The sequence below is a fragment of the Rhodococcus sp. RS1C4 genome (assembly GCF_002258225.1).
GTDB lineage: Bacteria > Actinomycetota > Actinomycetes > Mycobacteriales > Mycobacteriaceae > Rhodococcoides > Rhodococcoides fascians_E.
Genome location: NZ_NOXZ01000029.1, coordinates 1 through 22,459 on the forward strand (window position 1 = coordinate 1; position 22,459 = coordinate 22,459).

Here is a 22,459-nt window from a genome sequence, read left to right on the forward strand (position 1 = left end):
AGGCGGTAACTATCGCCGCCGTAGCTACCACCACCGTAACTACCGCCACCGTTGCCGGAGTGCGGCGCCGGTGCTTCGGGGTCCGGTTGCGGCGCCGCGGTGGTCGTTGCCGTGACAGTCGGCGCGACCGGCGGCGCGGACTTGTCGGCTGCAGACGCCGTCGGCTCGTCGGACGCGGTCACCTTCGTCGTCGACGCGGTGTCGGCGATGGTGGTCACCGGGGTACCCGCCACGGTGCGGTCGGTGCCGTCGTCGGGCCACACCATCCAGGACAGAAAGCCGATGGCGACGATCGACGGCAAGCCGAACCTGAGCAACGGCGTCAACAACGTGCGAGCGCTGCGTTTCGCGACCGTCGGCGCGGGCGGTCTGGCACCGTCCACTCTCGTCGCGTACAGCGCAGCACCCTCGGCGGCCATGAGCTCCGGGGCGTCGGGCACCACGACGGGAATGCGAAGGTAGCGACTCAGGACGTCCCGGATGAGCGGAATTCGTGCGCCGCCGCCGATGGCGACGACGACCTCGGGTGGTATCTCCGACATCTCGGCCAGATCGCGCAGCGCGATGGCCGTTCGCTCGGCGGGGCGGATGATCTGGAGGTCGAACATGCGCCGATCCATCAATCGGAACTGACCGTCGGAGGTCTGCGTCGCCTCGTGGGTGGTGAGGGCTTCCTTGATCTCCCGGCTGAAATCCAGCAGTGAGGCTTCTTCCTCGTGGTTGCGAGGTTCCGCGAGGATGTCGAGCGTCAGCAGGTGTTCACGAACGGTCCAGTCGATGGACGAGCCACTGAGCTCGTTGGATCGGGTGGCCGCGTAGATCGTCCCGCTGTCGATGTCCGCGATGGTCATCTCCAAGCCGGTGGCGCCCAGGTCGTACAACGCGACCGTGCGATATCGGAACTCCGGATCGGCCCGCAGCTTCTCGATGGTGCCGGAGATCTCCGAGATGATGTGCACCTCGGAGACGTACTCCTCGACCAGCGCGGTCTTGAGGGCGGAACTGTAATCCGGGTCCGGAAAGGCGACACCGAGCGACGTCGGTGCATCCGGCCGATCGACGATGGCGCGAATTGCGTGCGCGACGTCCTCGGCGTCCGGGACGGATCGCGCCGACGGGAAAGTCTCGACGGTGAACGAATGCCCGTCCGACGTCCGGACCGCGCGGATGCCGCTCGCACCCATGGACATGCCGACTGACGAACCCATCGTTGCTCGTGGCCTCCCGTCCAGTGAGCGTTCCGATCCCCGACCCGTCACACCATACCGTCAATCGGTTTGTTTTCCGACTCATAACCGACTGAAAGGTGAAAATGCAGGTGATGTCGCCCGGTGACTACGATTGCCCGCAGTGCACACGCAACCCGTCGACCAGCGCGCGGCCGACATCAGGCCGACCCCACGTCCCGACGTCGAGGTGGGGTTGCTCGGTGCTGTCGTGACACGGATCGACGGTGTGCTCGTGTCGGTGCCGGGCGCTCGTGCGAGGGCTCTGCTGGTGGCGCTGGCCCTCGATCCCGGTCGCCGACGGTCCGTTGCTGCGCTGGTCGACGACGTCTGGCCGGGTGAGCCGCCCCGCTCACCGAAGAACGCCCTGCAGACCCAGATCTCGCGGCTTCGGTCACTGCTTCCCTCCGGGGCGCTCGATGTGGGCCCGAGCGGCTATGCGCTCGTTCTCGGCGTCGACAGCGTCGACCTGACGCGGGCGACGTCGCTGTTGTCGGCTGCCCGACGCCACGTCGAACGCGGTGACCACACGGAGGCGCTGACATCCGTCGCCGACGCCCGCGAACTGTGGCGCGGTGAGCCGGGCGCCGACCTCGGTGATCTCCCGATCGTCGAGGATCTCCGCCGTCGGTCCGACGCTCTTTCCGTGGACCTCACCTCGGTCGAGATCGCGGCCCACCTCGGGAGAGGTGACCACCGGGCCGCATTGCCGTTGCTGACCGCGTCGCACGAGAACGATCCACTGGACGAGGGGGTCGCTGCGGAGTTGATGCGCTGCCTTCGCGCGCTCGATCGGACCAACGAGGCCCTGGCCGTGTTCGCCCGTGTTCGACGCCTCCTCGTGGACACCCTGGGTGCGGATCCGTCGCCCGCGCTGGTGGAGTTGAACGTAGAGCTCCTGCAGGCTCCTGCTCCTGCGCCGAGGAGCCAAGCCGCGGTCGGGCTCAGAGCATCGCCGAACGCCCTGATCGGCCGCGGTGCGGACATCGATGCCATCGAAGCGACGATGCGAGAGGCGCGCGTGACGACCATCGTCGGGCCCGGCGGCGCGGGTAAGACGCGCATCGCACACGAACTGGGTCGGCGTGCCGCCGCGAGCATGCCGGTCGCCTTCGTCGAACTGGCGTCCCTGAGGCGAGGGGAGGACGTCGCGTCGGCGATCACCGGAACCCTCGGCCTGAGCGAATCCGACCTCAAGATGACCGGTTTTCCGATCACGCGGGTGCAGACCGCGGGTGAACGTCTGCGTGACGCGCTGTCCGTCACGCCCGGTCTGTTGGTCCTGGACAACTGTGAGCACGTCGTCGACGACGTCGCGCAGGTCGTCGACGAGTTGGTCGCCGCCAGTGAGTACGTCACGGTCCTGACGACGTCGCGATCACCGTTGGCGATCACCGCGGAGGCGACGTACCAACTGCCTGCACTCGAGACGGACGGGAACGACTCGGCCGCGACGCAGTTGTTCGTCGCGCGTGCTCGGGCCGTGCGTCCCGGCGTGACGTTCGACCGGGGTGACGTCGCGAGCCTGTGCCGGTCGCTCGACGGGTTGCCGCTCGCGATCGAACTTGCCGCGGCTCGGGTCCGCACCATGAGTGTCGCGGACATCGGCGCCGGTCTGGAGCACCGATTCTCGTTGCTGCGCAGCAGTGATCGGACGAGGCCCGAGCGGCATCGCACATTGCGCGCGGTGATCGACTGGAGTTGGGACCTCCTGCTCCCCGCGCATCGTGCGGTGCTCAGCCGGTTGTGCCGTTTCCCGGCGGGCTTCACCGCCGACGCTGCGGCTCGCGTGGCCGGGTTCGGCGACATCGACATCGCCGATGTCGCCGACGCGGTGGACGGGCTCGTCGGACAATCGTTGCTGACGGTCGAGGACCGGGACGGTCGAGTTCGGTACCACATGCTCGAGACCGTGCGTGAGTTCGGCGAGGAGCATCTCTCGGCCACCGACTCGGCGCTGGTGACCGACCGGCTGATCGAGTGGGGTGTGCACGTTGCCGGTGTCGCCGAGGTCGACTTCCGGGCGTCGAGGCAGATGGTGGCGACCGCCTCCATCGAGGCGGAGCACGACAACATCGTCGACGTGCTGCGCAGTGCGTTGCAGGAGAAGCGTTGGGCCGCAGCGTACTCGGTCTTCGCGATACTGGCCTGCTCGTGGTCCATGCGCGGCGCGCACACCGAGGTGTTGAACTGGGCGCCGCGGATGGCGGAGGCCCCGTTCGACGGTGACGGCGTGCGCGATGTCGACGACAATTCGATGGTGCTCGCCCATCTGGTGTTGCTTGCGCACGTCGGGTACAACGCCGACGTTCGGTCATCGGCTCGAATGCGTGTGCGGCTGCGTCGAATTGTCGGGTCCAGGAACGGCATCGACGCGAGCCTGAGGTTCGTCGCCGCGGCGCTGCTCGGACGATCCGACGGACGTGGGCTCGCTCGGATGCTCGCGCACGGCACGCGGTCGGCGGATCCGGCAGTGCGCAACGCAGCCTTCATGATCAGAGCGTCGCTGCACGAGAACTACGGCCACCTCCACGAGGCGGCATCCGACGCCGAGGCAGCCAAACTACTGGCTGCCGAACGCGGAGACCTGTGGAGTGTCGCGTCGTCGGCGCAGGCTCTCGGCAGCATCCACGGCCAGGCGGGAGCGGCGGACGACGCAATCGAGAACTACACTCTCGCCGCGGATCTGCTGTGGGACATGCACGCCTACGACGAATCGGTGCAGACCCGAGGATTCGCCGGTGCGTCGATGATCGCGGCCGGACGTGTCGACGAGGGGCGGGCCGTGCTCGATCGAATCACCGAGTTGGGCTCCGGATCCGGCTCGGCGTTGTCCTCGGATGCAGAGTACGCGGATCAGCGGGCAGTATCCCTCGGCGCGACGCGGGCGGAAGCCGATCTGGCAGAGGGGAAGATCGCCAGCGGGCTACTGCTGTACCGGCGGGCGATCGACAGTGCACGGTTCGAGGAGGAACGACGCGGCGACCCGTACATCACGATGCTCGCCAGCGCGTCCGTCGCCGCCCACGCCCTGCACGGCGCCACCGGTGAGATCGACTCGCAGGCAGCCGATCTGGGCGCCGCGGCCTCGCTGCGGTTGGGACCGGTGGGTTTTCAGGATCTGCCGCAACTGGGTGCGGTGGCGTGTGCGCTCGGCTCGTACCTGGTGCAATCCGGGCGCGACGCCGGTGGCGGTGTCTCGCTGATCGCGCTGTCCCGCAAGCTTCGAGCGAGGCAGGACTACCCGTCCATGCGGATCGATCGGCACCTGGACGCAGCCCGAGCCATGCTCGGCGCGGACGTCGTCGATGCCGAACTGACACGAACCGAGTCGACGAGCCGAGCCGGAGCGCTCGCGGAAGTGTGCGAACTGCTCCGGCTCTGAGGCTCACGCCTTGCGCATGTAGGCCTTGACCGTCAGCGGGGCGACGATCACGACGACAGCCGCCGCGCCGACGAGCGACCACACCAGGTCCATGCCGACGGTGCCGTTGTTCGCCAGGTCACGCACCGCGGTGACCAGGTGCGAGACAGGGTTGACCTTGACGAATGCCTGCAGCCAGCCCGGCATCGTGTCCACGGGAACGAATGCGTTGGACAGAAATGTCAGCGGGAACAGGATGAGCATCGAGATGCCCTGCACCGACGACGCCTTGTTCATCAGGACACCCATCAGGGCGAAGATCCAGCTGATGGCCCAGGCGCAGAAGATCACGAGAGCCCCCGCGGCGACGAGGCCCAGTGCACCGCCTTCCGGTCGGTAGCCCATCGCGAAACCCGTTGCGAACGTGATGACGGTGGCGATGAAGTACCGCACCACATCGGCGGTCAACGCACCGGCCAACGGTGAGATGCGCGCGATGGGAAGCGATTTGAAACGGTCGAACACGCCCTTGTCCATGTCTTCTCGCAACTGCGTACCGGTGACGACGGATGTGGTGATGACCGTTTGCGCGAGGATGCCGGGAATGATCAACGGGAGGTAGCTCGACACGTCGCCGCTGATCGCGCCGCCGAAGATGTAGCTGAACATCAACGTGAAGATGACGGGTTGGAACACCACGTCGAACAGTTGCTCCGGGTTGTGCTTGAACTTGAGCAGTCCTCGGTACGCCATCGTGAACGAATTGGCGAAGGACTGGCGTAGCGAGATGTGGCGCGTCGGATTCAGGTCCGGTTGTACCGCGGCTGGTCGGTCGATTGTCGTGGTCATGCTGCCTCGTTCTCGTCGCGGCCGGTGATGGTCATGAAGACCTCGTCCAGGCTGGGTTTGGTGACGGTGATCTCGTCGACATCGATACCGTTGTCGCGCAGACGAATCAGAATGTCCGGTGTCTGCGACGCATCGGTCATGGGTGCGGTCAGACGACCCGATTCCGGGGTGATCTGAACTTCGACTCCCAACTGCTGGGCGACGATGGACCGCGCCTCGGCGAACCGTGTCGGTTCACGCAACGTCAACTGCAACGACGACGATCCGACGGAGGACTTCAATTCGTCCGCCGTGCCGTCGGCGATGACCTTGCCGTGGTCGATGACCGCGATGCGGTCGCACAACTGATCGGCCTCGTCGAGGTACTGCGTGGTGAGCAGGACCGTCGATCCCTGGGCGACGAGGCGTCGGATCGTGTCCCACATCTGGGCGCGGGTGCGGGGATCGAGCCCGGTGGTCGGTTCGTCGAGAAACAGCAGTGGAGGGGAGGAGATGAGGCTCGCCGCCAAGTCCAGGCGTCGACGCATACCGCCGGAGAAGTTTTTCAGCGGCTTGGTCGCGGCCTCGGTCAGACCGAATTCCTCGAGCAGCTCGGCTGCCTTCAGTCGGCTGTCCCTCCGGCTACGACCGAGCAGCCTCGCGAAGACGATCAGATTCTCCGTCGCCGAAAGATCCTCGTCGACGGACGCATACTGCCCGGTCACACCGACGAGGGACCGGACAGCCGTCGACTCGCGGGTGACGTCGTGGCCGAAGATGCGCGCCGAACCTGCGTCGGGACGCAGGAGAGTCGCGAGCATTCGGACGGTGGTGGTCTTGCCTGCTCCGTTGGGGCCGAGGACTCCGTACACGGAGCCGGTGGGGACGGTGAGGGACACACCGTCGACGGCGCGGTGTGCGCCGAACGATTTGACGAGGCCGTCTGCCTCGATGGCTGGGTTCATGTCGACCAGCGTGAACCCAGCCGCTTGCATGGTGCATGCACGACGCTTGCACCGTGCGCGCGGTCAGAGCGGTAGTGCCGTCTCCGTCAGCCCCGGGCCACCGCCGACGCGTCGGAACCACTCGCGTCCGAACACACTCGCCAGTATTTCCGGTGGCATCTGCAGGAACGGGCCGAAATCGCCGACCTGGGTCTCGTGCGCTTCCATTGCTCGTCGCTTCGCATCCATCACCGAGCTGACGTCGACGACGGTCGTGATCTCCGATTCCGGCAGACCGAAGCTCTCCACGTCCGGCGGGGTGCTGTCGTCCGACCAATTGGGGTTGGCCTCCATCAGCCGCTTCATGTGATCGCGGTTGGTGGTCGTTTCGTAGATGTGCGTCGTGCCGGCCAGCTCGCCCGCCCGGAGCCCGACGACGTGCACCTTGATGTGGTCCGGGTGCCCGTAACCACCGTGAGGGTCGTAGATGGTCAACACATCCGCCCGCTCCTCCTCCAACACGGCCGCGAGCTGGCCTGCCGCCTCGTCGACGTCGGCGTTGCAGAACGCCGTGCCCAGATCGTTCTGCGGAGTGCCCGCCATGCCGGAATCCGCATAGTGCAGCAGCACGATTCGGCTGACACCGAGAGCGTCGGCCGACTTCTGCAACTCGGTCCTCCTGCGTTCCGCGAGCGACTCGCCGTCGGACAGAATGCCGTCCGGGAACTCGCCCAGTGCTCCGTCCGTCGCCGTCACCAGTACGACGCGGTGGCCGGCGTTCGCCGCGAGACGCATGACGCCACCGGTCGTGAAGACCTCGTCGTCGGGATGGGCGTGAAAGCAAACCAATGTGCTCATGACCGGAAATGCTTGCACACCGTGCGCCGGGCGGTCGACTTCACCGGCTCGGGCTCGACGCGGTCAGTATCTCGCGCAGGCGGGCACGATCGAGCTTGCCCGGTCCGCGGGTGGGGAGGGCGTCCACGAGATACAGCTCCCGCGGTGCGGCTGTGGCATCCAGAGTCGGGGCAACGTGCGTACGCAGATCGTGGAGTGTCAGTGGCCCATCGGCTACCACTGCCACCACGACCTTCTGGCCGAGTCGCTCGTCCGGCAATCCGAGAACTGCGCACTCGCGTACCAGCGGATGCGTCGCGAGAGCCGCCTCGACCACCTGAGGTACGACGGTGAGCCCACCGGTGGAGATCGCCTCGTCGAGACGCCCGGAAATGGACAGCACGCCGCCGGAGACCGCCCCGGCGTCGTCGGTTCGGAACCAACCGGGCTCGGCGAACGCAGGGTGATCCGGCATGCCTCGATACCCCAGAGCGATCGTGCTCCCACCCAGCACCACTCGTCCCGAGTCGATACGAAGCAGAGTGCCGTCCAACGGAACTCCGTCGTAGACGCATCCGCCTGCGGTCTCGCTCATCCCGTACGTTCGGATCAGCCGAATACCCGCGGCAACAGCGCGCTCGCGCAACGGAATCGGTATCGCCGCACCGCCGAGCAGTACTGCGTCGAGAGAGGCGACCGCCTCGGTCGCCGTCGCATCGTCGAGAACCTTGACCAACTGCGTCGGCACCAGTGAGGTGTATCGAGGACCGCGCATCCGCCCGATCGCGTCGGGCAGCAACGACGTGTCGAACCCGCCTGTGACATCCACGATCTCCGGATCGGTGCCCGCCAACACACTGCGCATCAGGACCTGGAGCCCAGCGATGTGATGCGCAGGCAGCGCCAGAAGCCACGATCCGTGACCACCGAGCCGAACCGCCGTGGCCTCACCGCTCGCGCGCAGCGCCGACGCCGACAGCATCGCGCCCTTCGGCGTGCCCGTCGTACCCGAAGTGGCGACGACGAGCGCTGCGCCGTCCTCGATCTCGGTTCCCGGGGCCAGAGCGTCGCGCAGCCTCTGCGTCTCGCGTGGATCCGAAGCGGGAACCGGGAGCACCGCGGGCGACGAGCCACCCAGAACGTCGACGAGCCGCGGCAGGATGTCTGCCGCGGCGTCGCCGGTGGGGATCTTCAGTTCTTCGAGCACGCTCACAGGCGAAATTCTAGATCGTGAACGGATCCGCCAATGGCCAACCGCCCGCAGCCAGCTTCGATCGAACTCGCGAGATGTCCTCCTCGCGAGGCATCTCGTTGGTGACCTTCGTGATGACGACGGCGATACCCGCTTTGTCGGCGGGCAACTGACCTCCCGCGATGAGCGCATCCACGACGGCCTGGATCTCGTCCTCGGTCAACCGCCTGGTCAGAAGAGCCAGTAGCGGAACGTAATCCGCATCCGGCACACCTTCCGGATACCCCGCTCGAAGCCACTCCAGAATCGACTGGAGAAACGAGGGCACAGCCATCACACCCCACCGTCCGTCACTCTGGGGTGAACCCGGGGCGTTCCGCGAGAGGCCAACCGCCCGACGCCAGCTTCGCCGAGACGCGGGCGATGTCGTCTGCCGTCGGCTCGTGGTCGACGAGTTCGCGGATGTAGTCGGTGATCTCGGAGTTGGTGATGGCACCGTCCTCGAGCGCGCCGCCGTTGGGTGCGACGAGGCCGAGCACGACTTCGTGGACCTGAGCATCGGTCAGTGCCGCCTTGCGAAGCAGCGCCACCAGAGGAAAACGATCCTTCGGTGGAACGCCCTCCGGGTAGCCCGCGCGCAGCCACTGAAGCACCGACGCCTGGAAGGTTGCTGTCTCGGTCATGGTCATGCCTCTCAGAAGACGGAGATGCCGAAGGTGCTGTCCAGGAAGTTCTTCATGATGAAGAGGATTCCCGCGACGATGGCGACGACGACGACGGCGAAGCACAGGATGCCGGCTGCGGTGGCCGCGGCCGGGCGAGCGCGGACGGTGCCGTCCTCGGCGATGTCGCCGGTGGAGAGTGCTCTGAGCCCCAGAGCGAAGATGGCGGGCAGTCCTGCACCGAGCAGCAGTCCGACGAGCACTACCTGCCAGAGCGAATCGAGGGTGTGGGTGAGGGTTTCCATGTCAGTCCTAAACCTTGCTCGGGGTGTTCTCGTCGGCCGGGATCAGGCCGCCGTCCCACTCGGCGTTGACGTTGTCGGGGTCGACGGGCTGGCGGCGCGAGCGGATGTACATCAGCGCCGACAGTGCGACGAGGATGGCGAACACCAGCAGAATTCCGGGCAGGCCGCCGACGATGTGAGCGAGGAACCAGCAGACGGCTCCGACGATGCCCGCTGAAGGAAGGGTGATGACCCAGGCGACGGCCATGCGGCCGGCGACACCCCAGCGGACCTGAGCTCCCGGCTTGCCGATGCCGGATCCGAGAATCGATCCGGTCGCGACCTGCGTCGTCGACAGAGGAAGTCCGAGGTGGCTGGAGGTCAGGATGATTGCTGCCGAGGACGACTCCGCCGCCATGCCCTGCGGTGACGCGATCTCGACGAGTCCCTTGCCGAGCGTGCGAATGACACGCCAGCCGCCCAGATAAGTACCGAGCGCGATGGCGAGTGCGCAGGTGACCTTGACCCACAGGGGCATCTCCGAGTCCGGCGTCACGGTTCCGTAGGCGACGAGCGCCAGGAAGATGACCCCCATGGTCTTCTGTGCGTCGTTGGTTCCGTGGGCCAGCGACACGAGTGAGGCGGAACCGATCTGGCCCCAACGGAATCCACGTTCCTTGTTCTTCTCCGGGATGGCGTTCGTGATGCGGTAGACACCCCAGGTTCCGACGGCGGCGACGAGGCCTGCGACGACCGGCGCGAGGACGGCCGGAAGGACGATCTTGCTCCAGACTCCGTCCCACACGACACCGGAGGTGCCGAGGCCGGCGATGGTGGCGCCGATGAGGCCGCCGAACAGAGCGTGGGAACTGCTCGAGGGGATTCCGAGGAGCCACGTCGCGAGGTTCCACAGGATGCCGCCGACGAGGCCGGCGAAGATGATGGTCAGGAGGGATTGTCCGCCGGTGTCGCCGAGGTTGACGATGCCCTTGGCCACGGTGGCGGCCACCTCGACGGACAGGAAGGCGCCGACGAGATTGAGGACGGCGGACAACGTGACGGCAACCTTGGGCTTGAGTGCCCCGGTCGCGATGGACGTCGCCATGGCGTTGGCGGTGTCGTGGAAACCGTTGGTGAAGTCGAAGGCCAGTGCCGTTACGACCACCACGAGAAGTACGAGGAATTCTGCGCTCACGTCTTGAAAGTGTGGGGTACCGAGTGCCCGTTCGGATAATTTTGCTCAGAGTGTTCTTCTCGGGTTCTTCGACGACGCCTCTGGTTCATCTTCCGTTCACCTTTTTGCACTAATTGCCCGATTTGTGAGAGGCGTGCGTCACTCGGCTCCGAAGGCGGGTCGGACCGCACGATTGTGGGACAGTGGACGGCATGCAGATCGACGACGCAGTGGCCGCAGCCCTGTCGTATCTGGACTCCGTCGACCCTGCGTCGGCAGCGGATGCGGCGCTGGGATGGGAGGGGCTGCGTGCGGTCTCGCCACCCGGCGGTCCGACGCAGATCTCGGTGCAGACGTTTCTGTGGTCCTACCTCGGCGAATCGGTGGGGGACCCGGATCGTGCGTGGGACATCGCGGAAGCGCTCGCGGAACTTCTCGATCGGCTCGGGCACGCCCGGTACGCCGACATCGCGCGCAGCGAACGGACGCGCGAGCTACTGACGACCACAGACGAAGGCAGTCGGCAGGAACGCTTCGAACGCGCCGTGAACGCCTCGGGTGTCGCACCCGAGGACAGCGACCTGATCACCTGGCAGGACGTTCCGGAAGGTGCCGAACGCGCCATGGTCGACCTCATCGGAGAAACCCTCGAAGTCGCTTCCGTCGCAGGAGAATTCCAGTCCTCCGGTATCGACGGCAAGCCTCTGCGGGACTCGGCGGTCGCCGCGAAACGTCGACGGATCACCGACTCGGTCCTCCGATCCGAGCGTGCCGGTGGTGTTCTGCTCGAGCAACTGCTCGACCATCGGATCGCACTCTGGACGAGGTACAGCCCGCCGCGTGTCGAGCTCTACCGAGACCTGAACACCGCGCTGCACGACGCGATCGCCCCGGCCTACGGCTGCGTCCGGCGACTCGAAGGCATGCTCGCCATCGTCGGCGACGGAATCACGTTGACCGACAAGGGGTATCTCCCCGCTCCGGTCGTCGAACAGGCACTCGGGACACTGTGGACACCGCGGGAATGGCCGTTTCCCGTCGGCGACGAACGAGGAACCGAGCCCGTCCTCCGTGTCCGACGACTCCTGCTCCGGTTGGGTCTGGTCCGGAAACGCCACGGTCGCCTGCTGCCGACGGCACGCGCCAAGGAGATGAGCGCGGATCGGTTGTGGTCGACGCTCGTCGAACGGCTCGTCGGCGCCGAGTACCACCCGGAGTCCATCGCGGCCGAGGTCGTGTTGGCGGACGTCGCTCGAGGCAGTTGCTCGGACGATCCGTCTCCTCTGGTGACCGAGCTGTTGGCCGCCGAGGGGTGGTCGCACGTCGGCGGCCCCGACGCTGCCGACAAGGATCTACCCCTCGGCGACGACGTTCTGCAGGATCTGGCGGCGCTCGGCCTCCTCGTCTACGGCGACGATCCCGCTCCCACGCCCGACGGGATGCGTCTCGCGGCCGCTGTTCTGCGGCGGAGACTGCTTCACACCCGAATTCCGTCGGTGTGATCGGCAGGGTTCGGGCGGTGTGACCGGAATCCGACGCTAAGCTGACGTGCGGCCGGATTTCGAGAAGGCTCGAACAGCAGGGCCGGGACTGCGGGACAGGAGACGACGATGGAGCACGATCCGTCCTCGGCTGCCCGTCGGCCGCAGGCTCGCAGGCAGAGCGATTCCGCCCGCCGGTATCTCGATCTCGAGGCGACCACCCCGGCGTTGCGGTCGACGGTGGAGCTCGCGGCACGCAGTGTCGGCTTCGCCATCGCCCAGCTCAACGTCCTCGACGAGACAACCCAGTACACGCTCGTCAACATCGGCGGGCCGCCGGTGTCGACGGTCGAACGCTCGGACACCCTGTGCGACGACGTCGTCCGCAGTGAGAAGGCCGCCGTGTTCACCCGCAATCGCGTCGACGCCACGGTGCGGCAACGCAACATTCTCGACCAGAACGGGGTCGCGTCCTACGCGTCGGTTCCGCTGCGCGGGCGTGAAGGATTGGTCATCGGCACCTTGTGTCTGCTCGACAGAATGCCCCGCGAGCTCAGCGACAGTCAGCTGCAGGAGCTCGAGCAGTACGGGTCCGTCCTGGAAGAACAGCTGGATTTGCATCGCAGAGTCGGGTCGACGGCCGCGAAGCTCGACAACGACCACGACCTTGCGGGTGCGCTGTATGCGGGCCAGATCGTGCCGTGGTTTCAGTCCGTCGTGGATCTGCGCACCGGGGAGATCATCGGGTTCGAGGCACTGGCACGCTGGCACCACCCGCGGAAAGGCCTCGTCTCGCCCGCCGACTTCGTGCCGTTCGCGGAGTCGAGTGAACTGATCATCGACATCGATCTCGAAGTACTGCGCCTCGCGGTGAAAGAAGCGGAAGCCTGGCATACGACACGACCGGACCTGAGGTTGAGCGTCAACCTGTCCGGTCGCCACCTCGCGCACCCCGACGCCGTCGCTCAGTTGCAGAGCGCCGTCGCCATGTCTTCCGTCGCGCCGAGCTCGATCTCGCTGGAACTGACCGAGACGTCGTCCGTCAGCGACGGACCGCTCATCCGCAGACACATCGACGATGTGCACGCGCTCGGATTCCGGGTGTTGCTCGACGATTTCGGCTCCGGCTGGTCTTCGTTGGAACGCCTCGTCACGTTCGAGCCCGACGGAATCAAGATCGACGGACACCTGACGAAGTACATCGACACCCCCCGCGGGCGGGCACTGCTGCGTGCCCTGTCCACCGTCGCCCTCGACCTCGGTCTGGTCATGATCATCGAAGGCATCGAGACGCGAGCTCAGGCAGACGTCGCACTGGAGCTGGGTTGCACTCTGGCACAGGGGTTTCTGTGGTCGCGGCCCCAGTCGGCAGCAGCCGTGCGCAGGGTCGTCGCCGCGACACGGTCGTGAGAACCGGCGATCTTCCCGGCGTCAGCCCCGCGTGTCCCGCCTGAGCGGATGGTCCGCGGGAATCTCCACCAGAACGATCGGCACCCCGTCCGGATCACGAAGCCACATCTCGATCAGGCCCCACGACTCCTGCTTCGCGTCACGCTCGATCGGGACGCCCCGACCACGAAGCTCGTCGGCAGCGGCCTCCGCGTCGCGGACCTGCAGCCACAGCGCCCCGTCGAACACCTGCGCCGAGCCCGAACTACCGTGAGCCGCGATCTCGATCAGCGACTGCCCGGCGAAGAACACCGTCCCCGCCCCGTACTCGCGATGCACGGCGAGCCCGAGGCCGTCTCGGTAGAACGCGAGAGTCTTCTCGTAGTCGACTGGACGCAGGATCGTTCGGCCGCTGAGTATCTCCACGCCTCATCGATACCACAGCCTCATCGATACCACAGCCTGCACGACGTGTGTGAGCATCAGGGCGTTGCTTCGTGGCCCGATTTTTCGTGTGTGCGCCGCGACTCCTTCATTTCCGCCTCGAAGACGTGTCGCTTCCCTTCCTGCAGTTCGTCCCTCGTCTGCTTCTCGTGCTGCCGGAACGCCGACCAGTAGAGATCGTCGAACTCCTCCACGATCTGGAACGACCACCTGCCGTCGATCGCGTTGCGACCGATCATCTCCTCCGACAGTCGGTCGGCTGCCGACGTGTTGCCGGCATCTCGCAGCGCATCGACGGCCTCGCCGAGCTGCAGGTCCGCGTGTCCCATCAGCTGGTGGAACGAGTACAGGTGACCGCGGGCGCGTTCGATCGTCTCGAGTGCCTCGGAGACCTTGCCGACGGCAGCGACGGTGTCGTCGGACAGTCCGTCCGGTCGTCGGTGTTCGGGAGACGGGGTCTGGCGGTCGGTCGTCATGATCGGTGTATTGCCGCTTCGTCAGGTTTCAATCAGGCACGGTGTCAATCAAGCACGGTGTCGATCGGCACACGGTCAGATGAGGGTGGTGACCACTCGGTTGCCCCCGGACGCTTTGGCCTCGTACATCATCGAGTCGGCCACTCTCGACGCAGTGTTCACCGTGTCCGTGCTCGTCGTCCACAGCGGGGACTCGGCGTACAGAATCGCGGCGCCGACGCTGACGGTGACCGGAACGGAATCGCCCTCACCGTGCAGGGCACGCCTGATTCCGTGGATAAGCGCGTCGATGTGCAGTCTCGACGTCACCACCGCAGCCAGATACTCCTCACCGCCCGTGCGTCCCAGCGCTCCGTACCGCGACACGTGCATGGTGAGGCGCTCGGCGACGCGGCAGATCACCGCGTCACCCTCGTCGTGGCCGTGGATGTCGTTGACCGACTTGAAGTTGTCGATGTCGACGACGATCACCGCAGCGCACTGACCTTCGCGGCGTCCCCGCGGCCACAGGTCCTCGAGGGCGGCGTCGAGACCCCGACGGTTGAGCAGGCCCGTCAGTGGGTCGAGCTTGGAACTCCGCGCGTCGGCGGACAGCGTCGTCAGGAAGATGTGCGAGGTGACGGGCACACTCATGATGCCGAGCAGCACCACGTCGGTCTGGACGAGCAGGGTGATCGTGTCCATGTCGCCGCGCACGTAGATCGCGACTGCGAAGCCGATCGCGATTCCGGAGGCGAAGATCAGGTGCGCCACCACCCAGCGCGGGCTGAGGAAGAACGTCACGAACGCACCGATCACTGCGTACAGGACACAGCCGAGCAGCGCGTTACGGAGATCGAGGACCGACAGCGCGGCGGCGACGCCCAGGTCGGAGTAGATCGCGAACGACACCACGCCGAGACGCCCGGGGAACGGCCGCAGTACCCACAGTGCAGCGATGATCAGGTTGACGGTGCACAGCGTCAACGTCAGCGCAGTCGCCGCGGTACCCGTCGGGCCGCCGATCGCGAACAGCGACGTGAACGACATCGCACTGATGTTGATCATCGACAGGGCGACGATGATCCGAACGATCTTTCCCGTCGGCCGCGAGTTCTGGAACTCGCGCATCCACTCGTAGTCGTGCTTCTGCAGAAACCACGACGTCACCGACGACCACGCACTGTCCGGTGCGCGGCGTCGATGCGTGAGGGGATTTCGAGAAACGGACATGAAACCTTTAGAAGTAGCGGGGGAACGGCGACCAGTCCGGATCCCTCTTCTGAAGGAACGAATCGCGGCCCTCGACGGCTTCGTCGGTCATGTACGCCAGACGCGTCGCCTCACCGGCGAAGAGCTGCTGGCCGACCAGGCCGTCGTCCTGAAGGTTGAACGCGTACTTCAACATCCGCTGCGCCTGCGGAGACTTGGCGTTGATCTTCGCGGCCCACTCGATGGCCACGTTCTCGAGTTCGTCGTGATCGACGACGCGGTTGACTGCGCCCATTCGATGCATCTCCTCGGCCGTGTACGTGTCGCCGAGGAAGAATATCTCGCGAGCGAACTTCTGTCCCACCATCTTCGCGAGGTACGCACTGCCGTAACCTCCGTCGAAACTACCGACGTCGGCGTCGGTCTGCTTGAACCGCGCGTGCTCGCGGCTCGCGAGCGTCAGGTCGCAGACGACGTGCAGGCTGTGGCCTCCGCCCGCAGCCCAGCCGTTGACCAGACAGATGACGACCTTGGGCATGAACCGGATCAGGCGCTGCACCTCGAGGATGTGCAACCGTCCGGCCCGGGCCTTGTCGACGGTGTCCGCCGTGTCTCCCTCGGCGTACTGGTAGCCGCTGCGTCCACGGATGCGCTGATCTCCGCCCGAGCAGAACGCCCAGCCACCGTCCTTCGGGCTCGGTCCGTTGCCGGTGAGGAGCACCGTGCCGACGTCCGAGCTGACGCGCGCGTGTTCCAACGTGCGATACAGCTCGTCGACGGTGTGGGGCCGGAACGCGTTTCGGACCTCGGGACGGTCGAACGCGATCCGCACGGTGTCGTCGGTGACGTGGCGGTGATAGGTGATGTCGGTGAGGTCGTCGAACCCGGGAACCGGCTGCCAGAGCGAAGGAGTAAAGGTCACCTGGGCCACGATAGAGCCAGTGCTTCGGACCGCACGATACGGTGCAGAGATGAGTGAAGACGCACGCCAGGACGAGTACTCCCACCACGGCGGATTCCCGAAGTTCACCCCCGCGAACGTCGGCCCCGAGTGGGGACGCCTCGTCGAGGCGCTGCGGACACTGCAGGACCTCGCCGTCAGTACCGCTCCCACTCCGGAACTGACCGAGAAGCTCGCCGAGCAGGTCGAGGCGATGAACGCCGAACTTGCCCCGTTCCAAGTTCCCGAAGGCGAATCTCCGGCGGGGCGGGCCATCCGTCTGCCGGGCCGCGGATCACTGCTGATGCTGCCGTGGCGCATCGAGAAATTCGACGCGGAAGGCGTGCGCAGCCGAGGCGTGTTCCGCCGCTATCACCTGGGTGGGAACGGCGCCGCGCACGGAGGAACACTCCCGCTGCTGTTCGACGAGATGTTCGGGCTGATCCAGCACGCGTACGGACGCCCGATCAGCCGAACCGCATACCTGCACATCAACTACCGCAAGATCACCCCACTGAACACCGAACTCGTGGTCGAGGGCAGCGTCGACCGAGTGGAGGGCCGCAAGACGTTCATCAGTGCCGTCCTGCGTGACCTCGACGGAAACGTACTCGCGGACTCCGACGCCCTGATGGTGCAACTTCTCGAGGGCCAGCCGTGACACCGCCTCTCGAGGAGCTTCTCGCGTCCTCACACGTGCTGTCCCTGCCGATGCGCACGAAGTTCCGCGGCATCACGACACGCGAAGTGGTGGTGTTCCGCGGGCCCGCCGGCTGGGGCGAGTTCGGACCCTTCGTCGAATACGACGACGCCGAATCGTCGAACTGGCTGCGCTCGGCCGTCGAAGCAGCGTGGGACGGACCTCCCCAGCCGTATCGCGAACGCGTCCGCGTCAACGGAACAGTCCCCGCCGTCACCCCCGACGAGGTTCCCGGCATCCTGGCCCGGTACCCCGGCGTCGACACCGCCAAGGTCAAGGTCGCCGAGAAAGGCCAGGTCGGTTTCGAGACGAGCGTCTCAGGCGACGTCGCACGGGTTCGAGCCGTCCGCGCGCTCGTTCCACACGTCCGAGTGGACGCCAACGGCGGGTGGACCGTCCCGCAGGCGGTGACTGCCATCTCGGCGCTGCTGGAGGACGGCGACCTCGAGTACGTGGAACAGCCCTGCGCGACGGTCGCCGAGCTCGTCGAACTACGACGCCTTCTTCCCGGAGTGCGCATCGCGGCCGACGAGAGCATCCGACGCGCCGAGGACCCGCTGCGGGTGGTCCGCGCAGGCGGAGCGGACGTCGCCGTCGTCAAGGTCGCGCCGCTCGGTGGCATGCGGGCGCTCCTCGAGCTCGCCGGTGAACTCGAGGAGTACGGGGTGCCCGTCGTGGTGTCGAGTGCACTCGACTCCGCGGTGGGGATGGCGTCGGGTCTCGCCGCTGCGGCCGCGATCCCCAGGCTGGAGTTCGCGTGTGGCCTCGGGACCGGAAGCCTGTTCACCGGTGACGTCGCGGACGGGCACGACATCGTGGACGGAGCCATCGCGGCCGTGCCCGTCGAACCCGATCCGGACAGGTTGACGGCACTCGCCGCCGCACCCGAGCGGGTGCAGTGGTGGCACGAGCGAGTTCGGCGAACATACACCTACCTGCGGTAGTCTTCCCCGGTTCGAAGGAAGAAACTGAACCTCCGGGAGGAATTCGAAGTGGTTGCTGCACTCAGGGAATCGTTGCTCGACGAGTCGAAGCGCGATGTTCTGCTGCCCGACGTCCTGGCGCTGATCGACGCCGAGGTGTCGGACAAGAAGGGCGCCAGTGGCCTGGCGGTCAAGGGCGGCTACGGAGCCGTCAAGAAGGTCGGACCGTCGTACATCGAAAAGGCCGTCGAGACACTGTGGCCCGATTTCGTCGATCAGCTCGAGCCGTTCTGGCAGTCCTACAACGCCGCGCCCACCGGGACGTTCTCCGACTACCTCGTCGCGAACTCGGACCAGGTGTCGAACGCGCTGCTGTCGGTGACGGACTCGCGCATCGAGGACACCGACAAGAGCGTCGTGAAGAAGTTCTACGGCAGCCTGCGCGGTTCTGCGCAGAAGAACGTTGCCGAGGCACTCCCGCGTCTGGGCGCGCTGGTCACCAAGTACGCCGCCTGAGCCTCACGTGAGTGGAGCGGAACCGGCGGGTCACTCCGCAGGCTCCGCTCCCACTAGGCCAGGGCCTACAGTTCCGCTCACAACAGTTCCACTCACAACGCGAAGCGGCCCCGGCGAACGGCGTCGACGAGCAACGCGTGATCGGCCTCGGTCTGATCGGCGTACAGCCGGGCGAACCTGCACAGAGCGACATCGAGCGTGTCGGACGTGCCCACGTAACCGGCGATCATCGACGCACCACTGGTACGCGCATGGCCCTTGGCCAGCAGCCGACCGACCACTCCCGCGTAGTCCACGAGGGCCGGAGCATCGATCGAACCCAGGTCGATCGTGCCCTTCATGTTCCGGAACTGCCGCACGTAGTACTGCCTGCCGTCGATGGTCGTCCACCCCAGCAGCGGATCGCTCACCGTCTGCAGATCCTGCTGGTACTCCACCACCCGCTGCCCCTGATGCGCGTGCCACGCATCCTTGCCGTGCACGTACGGAGCCAACACCGAACGCCTCGCCTGCTTGAGCTGCAGGAACACCACGTCGTCCGGGCTCGATCCCTCGAGCAGCGCCACGTACGCCCGCAGCCCGACGCTTCCGACGCCGACGACTCGATGCGCGACGTCGATGAGCGTGTACCCACCGAGCACCCGACGCCAGTGCGGGGAGAGCGTCGTCAGATACTCGTCCAGCCCCTCGGCCAGGAGATCCTCGTCGCGGGCCGAGATGCGGGTGGTGATCGGGGGCTCCTCGACCAGCCTGCGGGTGCCCTCGTGTTCCTCGGTGAACCGGGGAAGGACGCGGTCGCTGGTGCGCCGGCGAGCCTTCTTCGTGGCCCGCTTGATCTCCTTGCGCAGCGAACCCTCGGTGGCGTCGGCCTGCAGTTTCTCCGCAGTGAGCCGCTGGAACGACCGCGACATCAGCGGCTCGTCGGCCAGGCGTGACACCTCGACACGGTACGCCCGCACACATGCCGCGACGGCTTCCTCGCACTGGGCCTCGGTGCGCCCGTTCTGGCGGCCCGCCACCCAGATGCTCGCGACGAGGCGTCGGAGATCCCATTCCCAGCCGCCGGGGTGCGCCTCGTCGAAATCGTTGAGGTCGATCACCAGATCACGCTCGGGAGATGCGTAGAAACCGAAGTTGCCGAGATGTGAGTCTCCGCTGATCACCGGATTGATGCCGGTCGACGGCAGCAGCGCCACGTCTCGGGCCATGACGATGGCGGTGCCGCGCAGGAACCCGTACGGCGACTCCACCATCCGTTCGGCCCGCACCGGGATCAGCCAGTCGATTCGACCGTCGTGGGAGAACTCGATCTGGCGGATCGGGTCGTAGCGATCCGCGGGCGGAGTCCAGTCGCCCATCGACTCGCGGGAGACCTTGTCACGCAACTGCCTGCCGAGTCCGTAGCGTTCGGCACGTGGCGTAGGCCGTGATCGGAGCGAGGCGTAGGCCTGACGACCCATCTCGCCGATCTCGGGAAGCACTGCATGACCTTTTCGAGCATCGGGCATGACTAGAACTGTATGACCTGTGCCTCAGTCCGTGGTCGCGGGACGCCCGGGTCGATCGAGCAGACGAACCTCGGGAGGAAGACCCCATTCGTTGCGGCCGAGTCGACTGGCCGGGGCGACGGCGGCGAACGACGGCAGCCCGTCGTCGGCGAGGGCATCGGTCCGGACGGCGAGGGCGACGACGCGGCCCATGACGACGAAGGAGTCCCCGACCTCGACGATTCGGTGCAGCGTCGCCTCGATCGCGATGGGTGAGTCCGCGACGCGGGGCGGGGCCACCTTCTCGCTGTGTTCGCTCGCGATACCGAGCTCCTCGAGCTCGCTGACGCCGTGCTCGTAGCCGGCCGAGGACGCGTTGATCTGCTCCACCATCGCGTCGGTGGCCACGTTGATCACGAACTCGCCCGTCGCCTCGATGTTCCGCAGGCTGTCCTTGCGGCCCACGGACGTGAACTGCACGACGGGCGGGTTGGACGAGGACACCGAGAAGAAGCTGTACGGCGCGAGATTGGCCACACCGTCGGCGGACACCGTGGAGACCCAGGCGATCGGACGCGGCACCACGGACGCTGTGAGCAGGGGATAGAAGCCACCGGGCGGCATCTCGGACGGATCGAAGACAGTTCTCACTTCTCCATCGTGTCAAACAGGACACATGCGGGCCGACTAGGGCGCCGACGCGAGAATCTGACAATCTGAAGTGGTGAACCCGTCCAGTGCTCAGGCCACAGCTGTCGTCGACGAACTCGTCCGCGGTGGTGTTCGAGACGTCGTGCTCTGCCCGGGCTCGCGGAACGCGCCGCTCGCGTTCGCTCTGCAGCAAGCCGACGCCGACGGACTGCTTCGCTTGCACATGCGCATCGACGAACGGACTGCAGGGTTCCTCGCGATCGGCCTGATTCTCGGCAGCGGTGCCCCGGTACCCGTGGTGATGACGTCGGGCACCGCCGTCGCCAACCTCGGCCCCGCTGTACTCGAAGCCAACTACGCCCGCCTACCGCTGATCGTGCTCAGCGCGAACCGCCCGTACGAAATGCTCGGGACCGGCGCCAACCAGACCGTCGAACAACTCGGGCTGTTCGGCAGTCAGGTGCGCGCGACCATCAGCCTCGGGCTCGCCGAGACCGATTCGCAGAACAGTCAGTGGCGCAGCGCCGTGTGCCGTGTCCTTGCCGCGTCCCGCGGAACCAGGTCGGGAAACGCCGGCCCCGTCCACTTCGACATCCCACTGCGCGAGCCCCTCGTGCCCGATCTCGCCGACGCCACCGCCGCACCCGCGGGCCGTGTGGACGGGTCCGCCTGGACGACGACCCAGCAGGCGACGCTCGACGTACCCGTCGACATCGATCTGTCGATCGACACCGTCGTCGTCTCCGGGCACGGCGCGGCCCTGCGGCCGGAGTTGGCGGGGTTGCCGACCGTCGCCGAACCCACAGCTCCGCTGCACGGGCTGCCGCTGCATCCGCTCGCGCTGGCACAACTGCGGCCGAAGCAGGCGATCATCACCGGCCGCCCGACGCTTCATCGCCCGGTCTCCGCCCTCCTCGCCAACCCCGATGTCGACGTCTTCGCGATCACGACGGGTCCGCGGTGGCCCGACGTCTCCGGCAACGTTCTGGCCACCGGAACGCGGGCTGTGGTGACGGGAAACCCGAGCGAGGGATGGCTCGCACGCTGCGGCGAACTGTCCGCGCGCGCCGACATCGCCGTGCGGGACCAGCTGGCGGCGCACCCGAAACCCACCGGCCTCCACGTCGCCGCAACGGTCATGTCCTCGTTGCGGGACGGTGACCAACTGCTGCTCGGAGCATCCAACCCGGTGCGCGACGCCGCACTCGTGGCGTATCCGACGCCGGGAGTCCGGGTCCGGTCCAACCGCGGCGTCGCCGGAATCGACGGCACCGTGTCGACGGCGGTCGGTGCGGCACTGACGAGCCCCGGACGCACCATCGCGTTGCTCGGTGACCTGACGTTCCTGCACGACGCGTCGGGCCTGCTCATCGGTACCGGTGAGCCGAGGCCGGAGGACTTGACGATCGTCGTCGCCAACGACGACGGCGGCGGCATCTTCGAACTGCTCGAACAGGGCGATCCGCAGTACGCCGGTGCATTCGAGCGTGTCTTCGGAACCCCGCACGGCATGGATCTCGCTGCCCTCTGCGCGGCCTACCGAATTCCGCACTCCCGCGTCGACGTGACCGAACTGGCCGACGCTCTCGCCGGCCCCGCTCCCGCCCCTCTTGGTCGTTCCGCAGGCTCCACTCCTGCTCCCCATGGTCGTTCCGCAGGCTCCACTCCTGCCGGCATCCGGGTACTCGAAGTGACGACCGAACGCTCCGGCCTACGTGAACTGCACGCCGGGATTCGCGCTCGGCTGTAG

22 protein-coding genes are annotated in these 22,459 nt (G+C 66.6%); 7 read left to right on the top strand and 15 right to left on the bottom strand.

What is annotated here, in order from left to right; translation table 11 throughout:
* Positions 1-1,208: acetate and sugar kinases/Hsc70/actin family protein (locus CH289_RS14720; RefSeq protein ID WP_143545084.1), on the bottom strand; the 1,208-nt coding region annotated here is incomplete at its 3' end.
* Between the two features lie 142 nt (positions 1,209-1,350).
* On the opposite strand from CH289_RS14720, the gene CH289_RS14725 reads away from it, so the two are divergent.
* A complete protein-coding gene (locus CH289_RS14725; RefSeq protein WP_094728092.1) occupies positions 1,351-4,611 on the top strand; it encodes an ATP-binding protein in 3,261 nt (1,086 codons plus the stop codon).
* A 3-nt stretch (positions 4,612-4,614) separates the two neighbouring features.
* Here CH289_RS14725 and CH289_RS14730 read toward each other — a convergent pair whose 3' ends face one another.
* From CH289_RS14730 to CH289_RS14765, 8 genes are all read right to left on the bottom strand, one after another.
* Positions 4,615-5,439, bottom strand: a complete 825-nt coding sequence (locus CH289_RS14730) for an ABC transporter permease (RefSeq protein ID WP_019666464.1) — start codon at positions 5,437-5,439, stop codon at positions 4,615-4,617.
* Complete coding sequence (locus CH289_RS14735; RefSeq protein WP_019666463.1) at positions 5,436-6,383, bottom strand: daunorubicin resistance protein DrrA family ABC transporter ATP-binding protein; 948 nt, start codon at positions 6,381-6,383, stop codon at positions 5,436-5,438. The genes CH289_RS14730 and CH289_RS14735 overlap by 4 nt, the downstream gene beginning before the upstream one ends.
* A 63-nt stretch (positions 6,384-6,446) precedes the next feature.
* Positions 6,447-7,220, bottom strand: a complete 774-nt coding sequence (locus CH289_RS14740) for a PIG-L family deacetylase (protein WP_020112499.1) — start codon at positions 7,218-7,220, stop codon at positions 6,447-6,449.
* A 40-nt stretch (positions 7,221-7,260) separates the two neighbouring features.
* The gene (gene menE, locus CH289_RS14745; protein WP_094728093.1) at positions 7,261-8,412 is read right to left on the bottom strand and encodes an o-succinylbenzoate--CoA ligase; all 1,152 of its coding nucleotides are present in this window, start codon (positions 8,410-8,412) and stop codon (positions 7,261-7,263) included.
* 10 nt (positions 8,413-8,422) lie between these two features.
* Positions 8,423-8,725 carry a DUF3349 domain-containing protein gene (locus CH289_RS14750; protein WP_019666460.1) on the bottom strand — a complete coding sequence of 101 codons (303 nt, stop codon included), beginning with the start codon at positions 8,723-8,725 and terminating at the stop codon, positions 8,423-8,425.
* A 16-nt stretch (positions 8,726-8,741) separates the two neighbouring features.
* A complete protein-coding gene (locus CH289_RS14755) occupies positions 8,742-9,074 on the bottom strand; it encodes a DUF3349 domain-containing protein (RefSeq protein WP_179276808.1) in 333 nt (110 codons plus the stop codon).
* A gap of 11 nt (positions 9,075-9,085) precedes the next feature.
* Complete coding sequence (locus tag CH289_RS14760) at positions 9,086-9,358, bottom strand: hypothetical protein (RefSeq protein WP_019666458.1); 273 nt, start codon at positions 9,356-9,358, stop codon at positions 9,086-9,088.
* 7 nt (positions 9,359-9,365) lie between these two features.
* Entirely contained in the window at positions 9,366-10,532 is a 1,167-nt protein-coding gene (locus tag CH289_RS14765) for an inorganic phosphate transporter (protein ID WP_019666457.1), read from the bottom strand.
* 191 nt (positions 10,533-10,723) lie between these two features.
* Here CH289_RS14765 and CH289_RS14770 point away from each other — a divergent pair, with 191 nt between their 5' ends.
* A complete protein-coding gene (locus CH289_RS14770; protein WP_256977231.1) occupies positions 10,724-12,013 on the top strand; it encodes a hypothetical protein in 1,290 nt (429 codons plus the stop codon).
* 108 nt (positions 12,014-12,121) lie between these two features.
* On the top strand, positions 12,122-13,402 hold the full coding sequence (locus CH289_RS14775; protein WP_019666455.1) for a sensor domain-containing phosphodiesterase: 1,281 nt from the start codon (positions 12,122-12,124) through the stop codon (positions 13,400-13,402).
* Between the two features lie 21 nt (positions 13,403-13,423).
* Here CH289_RS14775 and CH289_RS14780 read toward each other — a convergent pair whose 3' ends face one another.
* The 4 genes from CH289_RS14780 to CH289_RS14795 all read right to left on the bottom strand — a co-directional run bounded on the left by CH289_RS14780 (position 13,424) and on the right by CH289_RS14795 (position 16,414).
* Entirely contained in the window at positions 13,424-13,807 is a 384-nt protein-coding gene (locus CH289_RS14780) for a VOC family protein (protein WP_019666454.1), read from the bottom strand.
* A 56-nt stretch (positions 13,808-13,863) separates the two neighbouring features.
* Positions 13,864-14,301, bottom strand: coding sequence for a hypothetical protein (locus CH289_RS14785; protein WP_019666453.1), 438 nt, complete (start codon positions 14,299-14,301; stop codon positions 13,864-13,866).
* A 75-nt stretch (positions 14,302-14,376) separates the two neighbouring features.
* Positions 14,377-15,513 (bottom strand): GGDEF domain-containing protein, encoded by a 1,137-nt coding sequence (locus CH289_RS14790; protein WP_256977232.1) that lies wholly within the window; start codon positions 15,511-15,513, stop codon positions 14,377-14,379.
* A 7-nt stretch (positions 15,514-15,520) separates the two neighbouring features.
* Positions 15,521-16,414, bottom strand: coding sequence for a 1,4-dihydroxy-2-naphthoyl-CoA synthase (locus CH289_RS14795; RefSeq protein WP_027498938.1), 894 nt, complete (start codon positions 16,412-16,414; stop codon positions 15,521-15,523).
* Positions 16,415-16,463: 49 nt separating this feature from the next.
* Here CH289_RS14795 and CH289_RS14800 point away from each other — a divergent pair, with 49 nt between their 5' ends.
* The 3 genes from CH289_RS14800 to CH289_RS14810 are packed head-to-tail and all read left to right on the top strand — an operon-like array spanning position 16,464 to position 18,571.
* Positions 16,464-17,093, top strand: a complete 630-nt coding sequence (locus CH289_RS14800) for a PaaI family thioesterase (protein ID WP_026348031.1) — start codon at positions 16,464-16,466, stop codon at positions 17,091-17,093.
* Positions 17,090-18,076: an o-succinylbenzoate synthase gene (locus tag CH289_RS14805; protein ID WP_094728096.1), complete on the top strand. Its 987-nt coding sequence runs from the start codon at positions 17,090-17,092 to the stop codon at positions 18,074-18,076. Before CH289_RS14800 ends, CH289_RS14805 begins: the two co-directional genes overlap by 4 nt.
* Positions 18,077-18,124: 48 nt before the next feature.
* The gene (locus tag CH289_RS14810; RefSeq protein ID WP_019666448.1) at positions 18,125-18,571 is read left to right on the top strand and encodes a DUF6918 family protein; all 447 of its coding nucleotides are present in this window, start codon (positions 18,125-18,127) and stop codon (positions 18,569-18,571) included.
* A 92-nt stretch (positions 18,572-18,663) separates the two neighbouring features.
* On the opposite strand, the gene CH289_RS14815 is transcribed toward CH289_RS14810, so the two are convergent.
* Both CH289_RS14815 and CH289_RS14820 read right to left on the bottom strand, forming a co-directional pair.
* Positions 18,664-20,079 carry a DUF2252 domain-containing protein gene (locus CH289_RS14815; RefSeq protein WP_179276809.1) on the bottom strand — a complete coding sequence of 472 codons (1,416 nt, stop codon included), beginning with the start codon at positions 20,077-20,079 and terminating at the stop codon, positions 18,664-18,666.
* Between the two features lie 24 nt (positions 20,080-20,103).
* Positions 20,104-20,709: a flavin reductase family protein gene (locus CH289_RS14820; protein ID WP_020112493.1), complete on the bottom strand. Its 606-nt coding sequence runs from the start codon at positions 20,707-20,709 to the stop codon at positions 20,104-20,106.
* A gap of 73 nt (positions 20,710-20,782) precedes the next feature.
* Between CH289_RS14820 and menD the strand changes: the two genes are divergently transcribed.
* Positions 20,783-22,459 (top strand): 2-succinyl-5-enolpyruvyl-6-hydroxy-3-cyclohexene-1-carboxylic-acid synthase, encoded by a 1,677-nt coding sequence (menD, locus tag CH289_RS14825; protein ID WP_094728099.1) that lies wholly within the window; start codon positions 20,783-20,785, stop codon positions 22,457-22,459.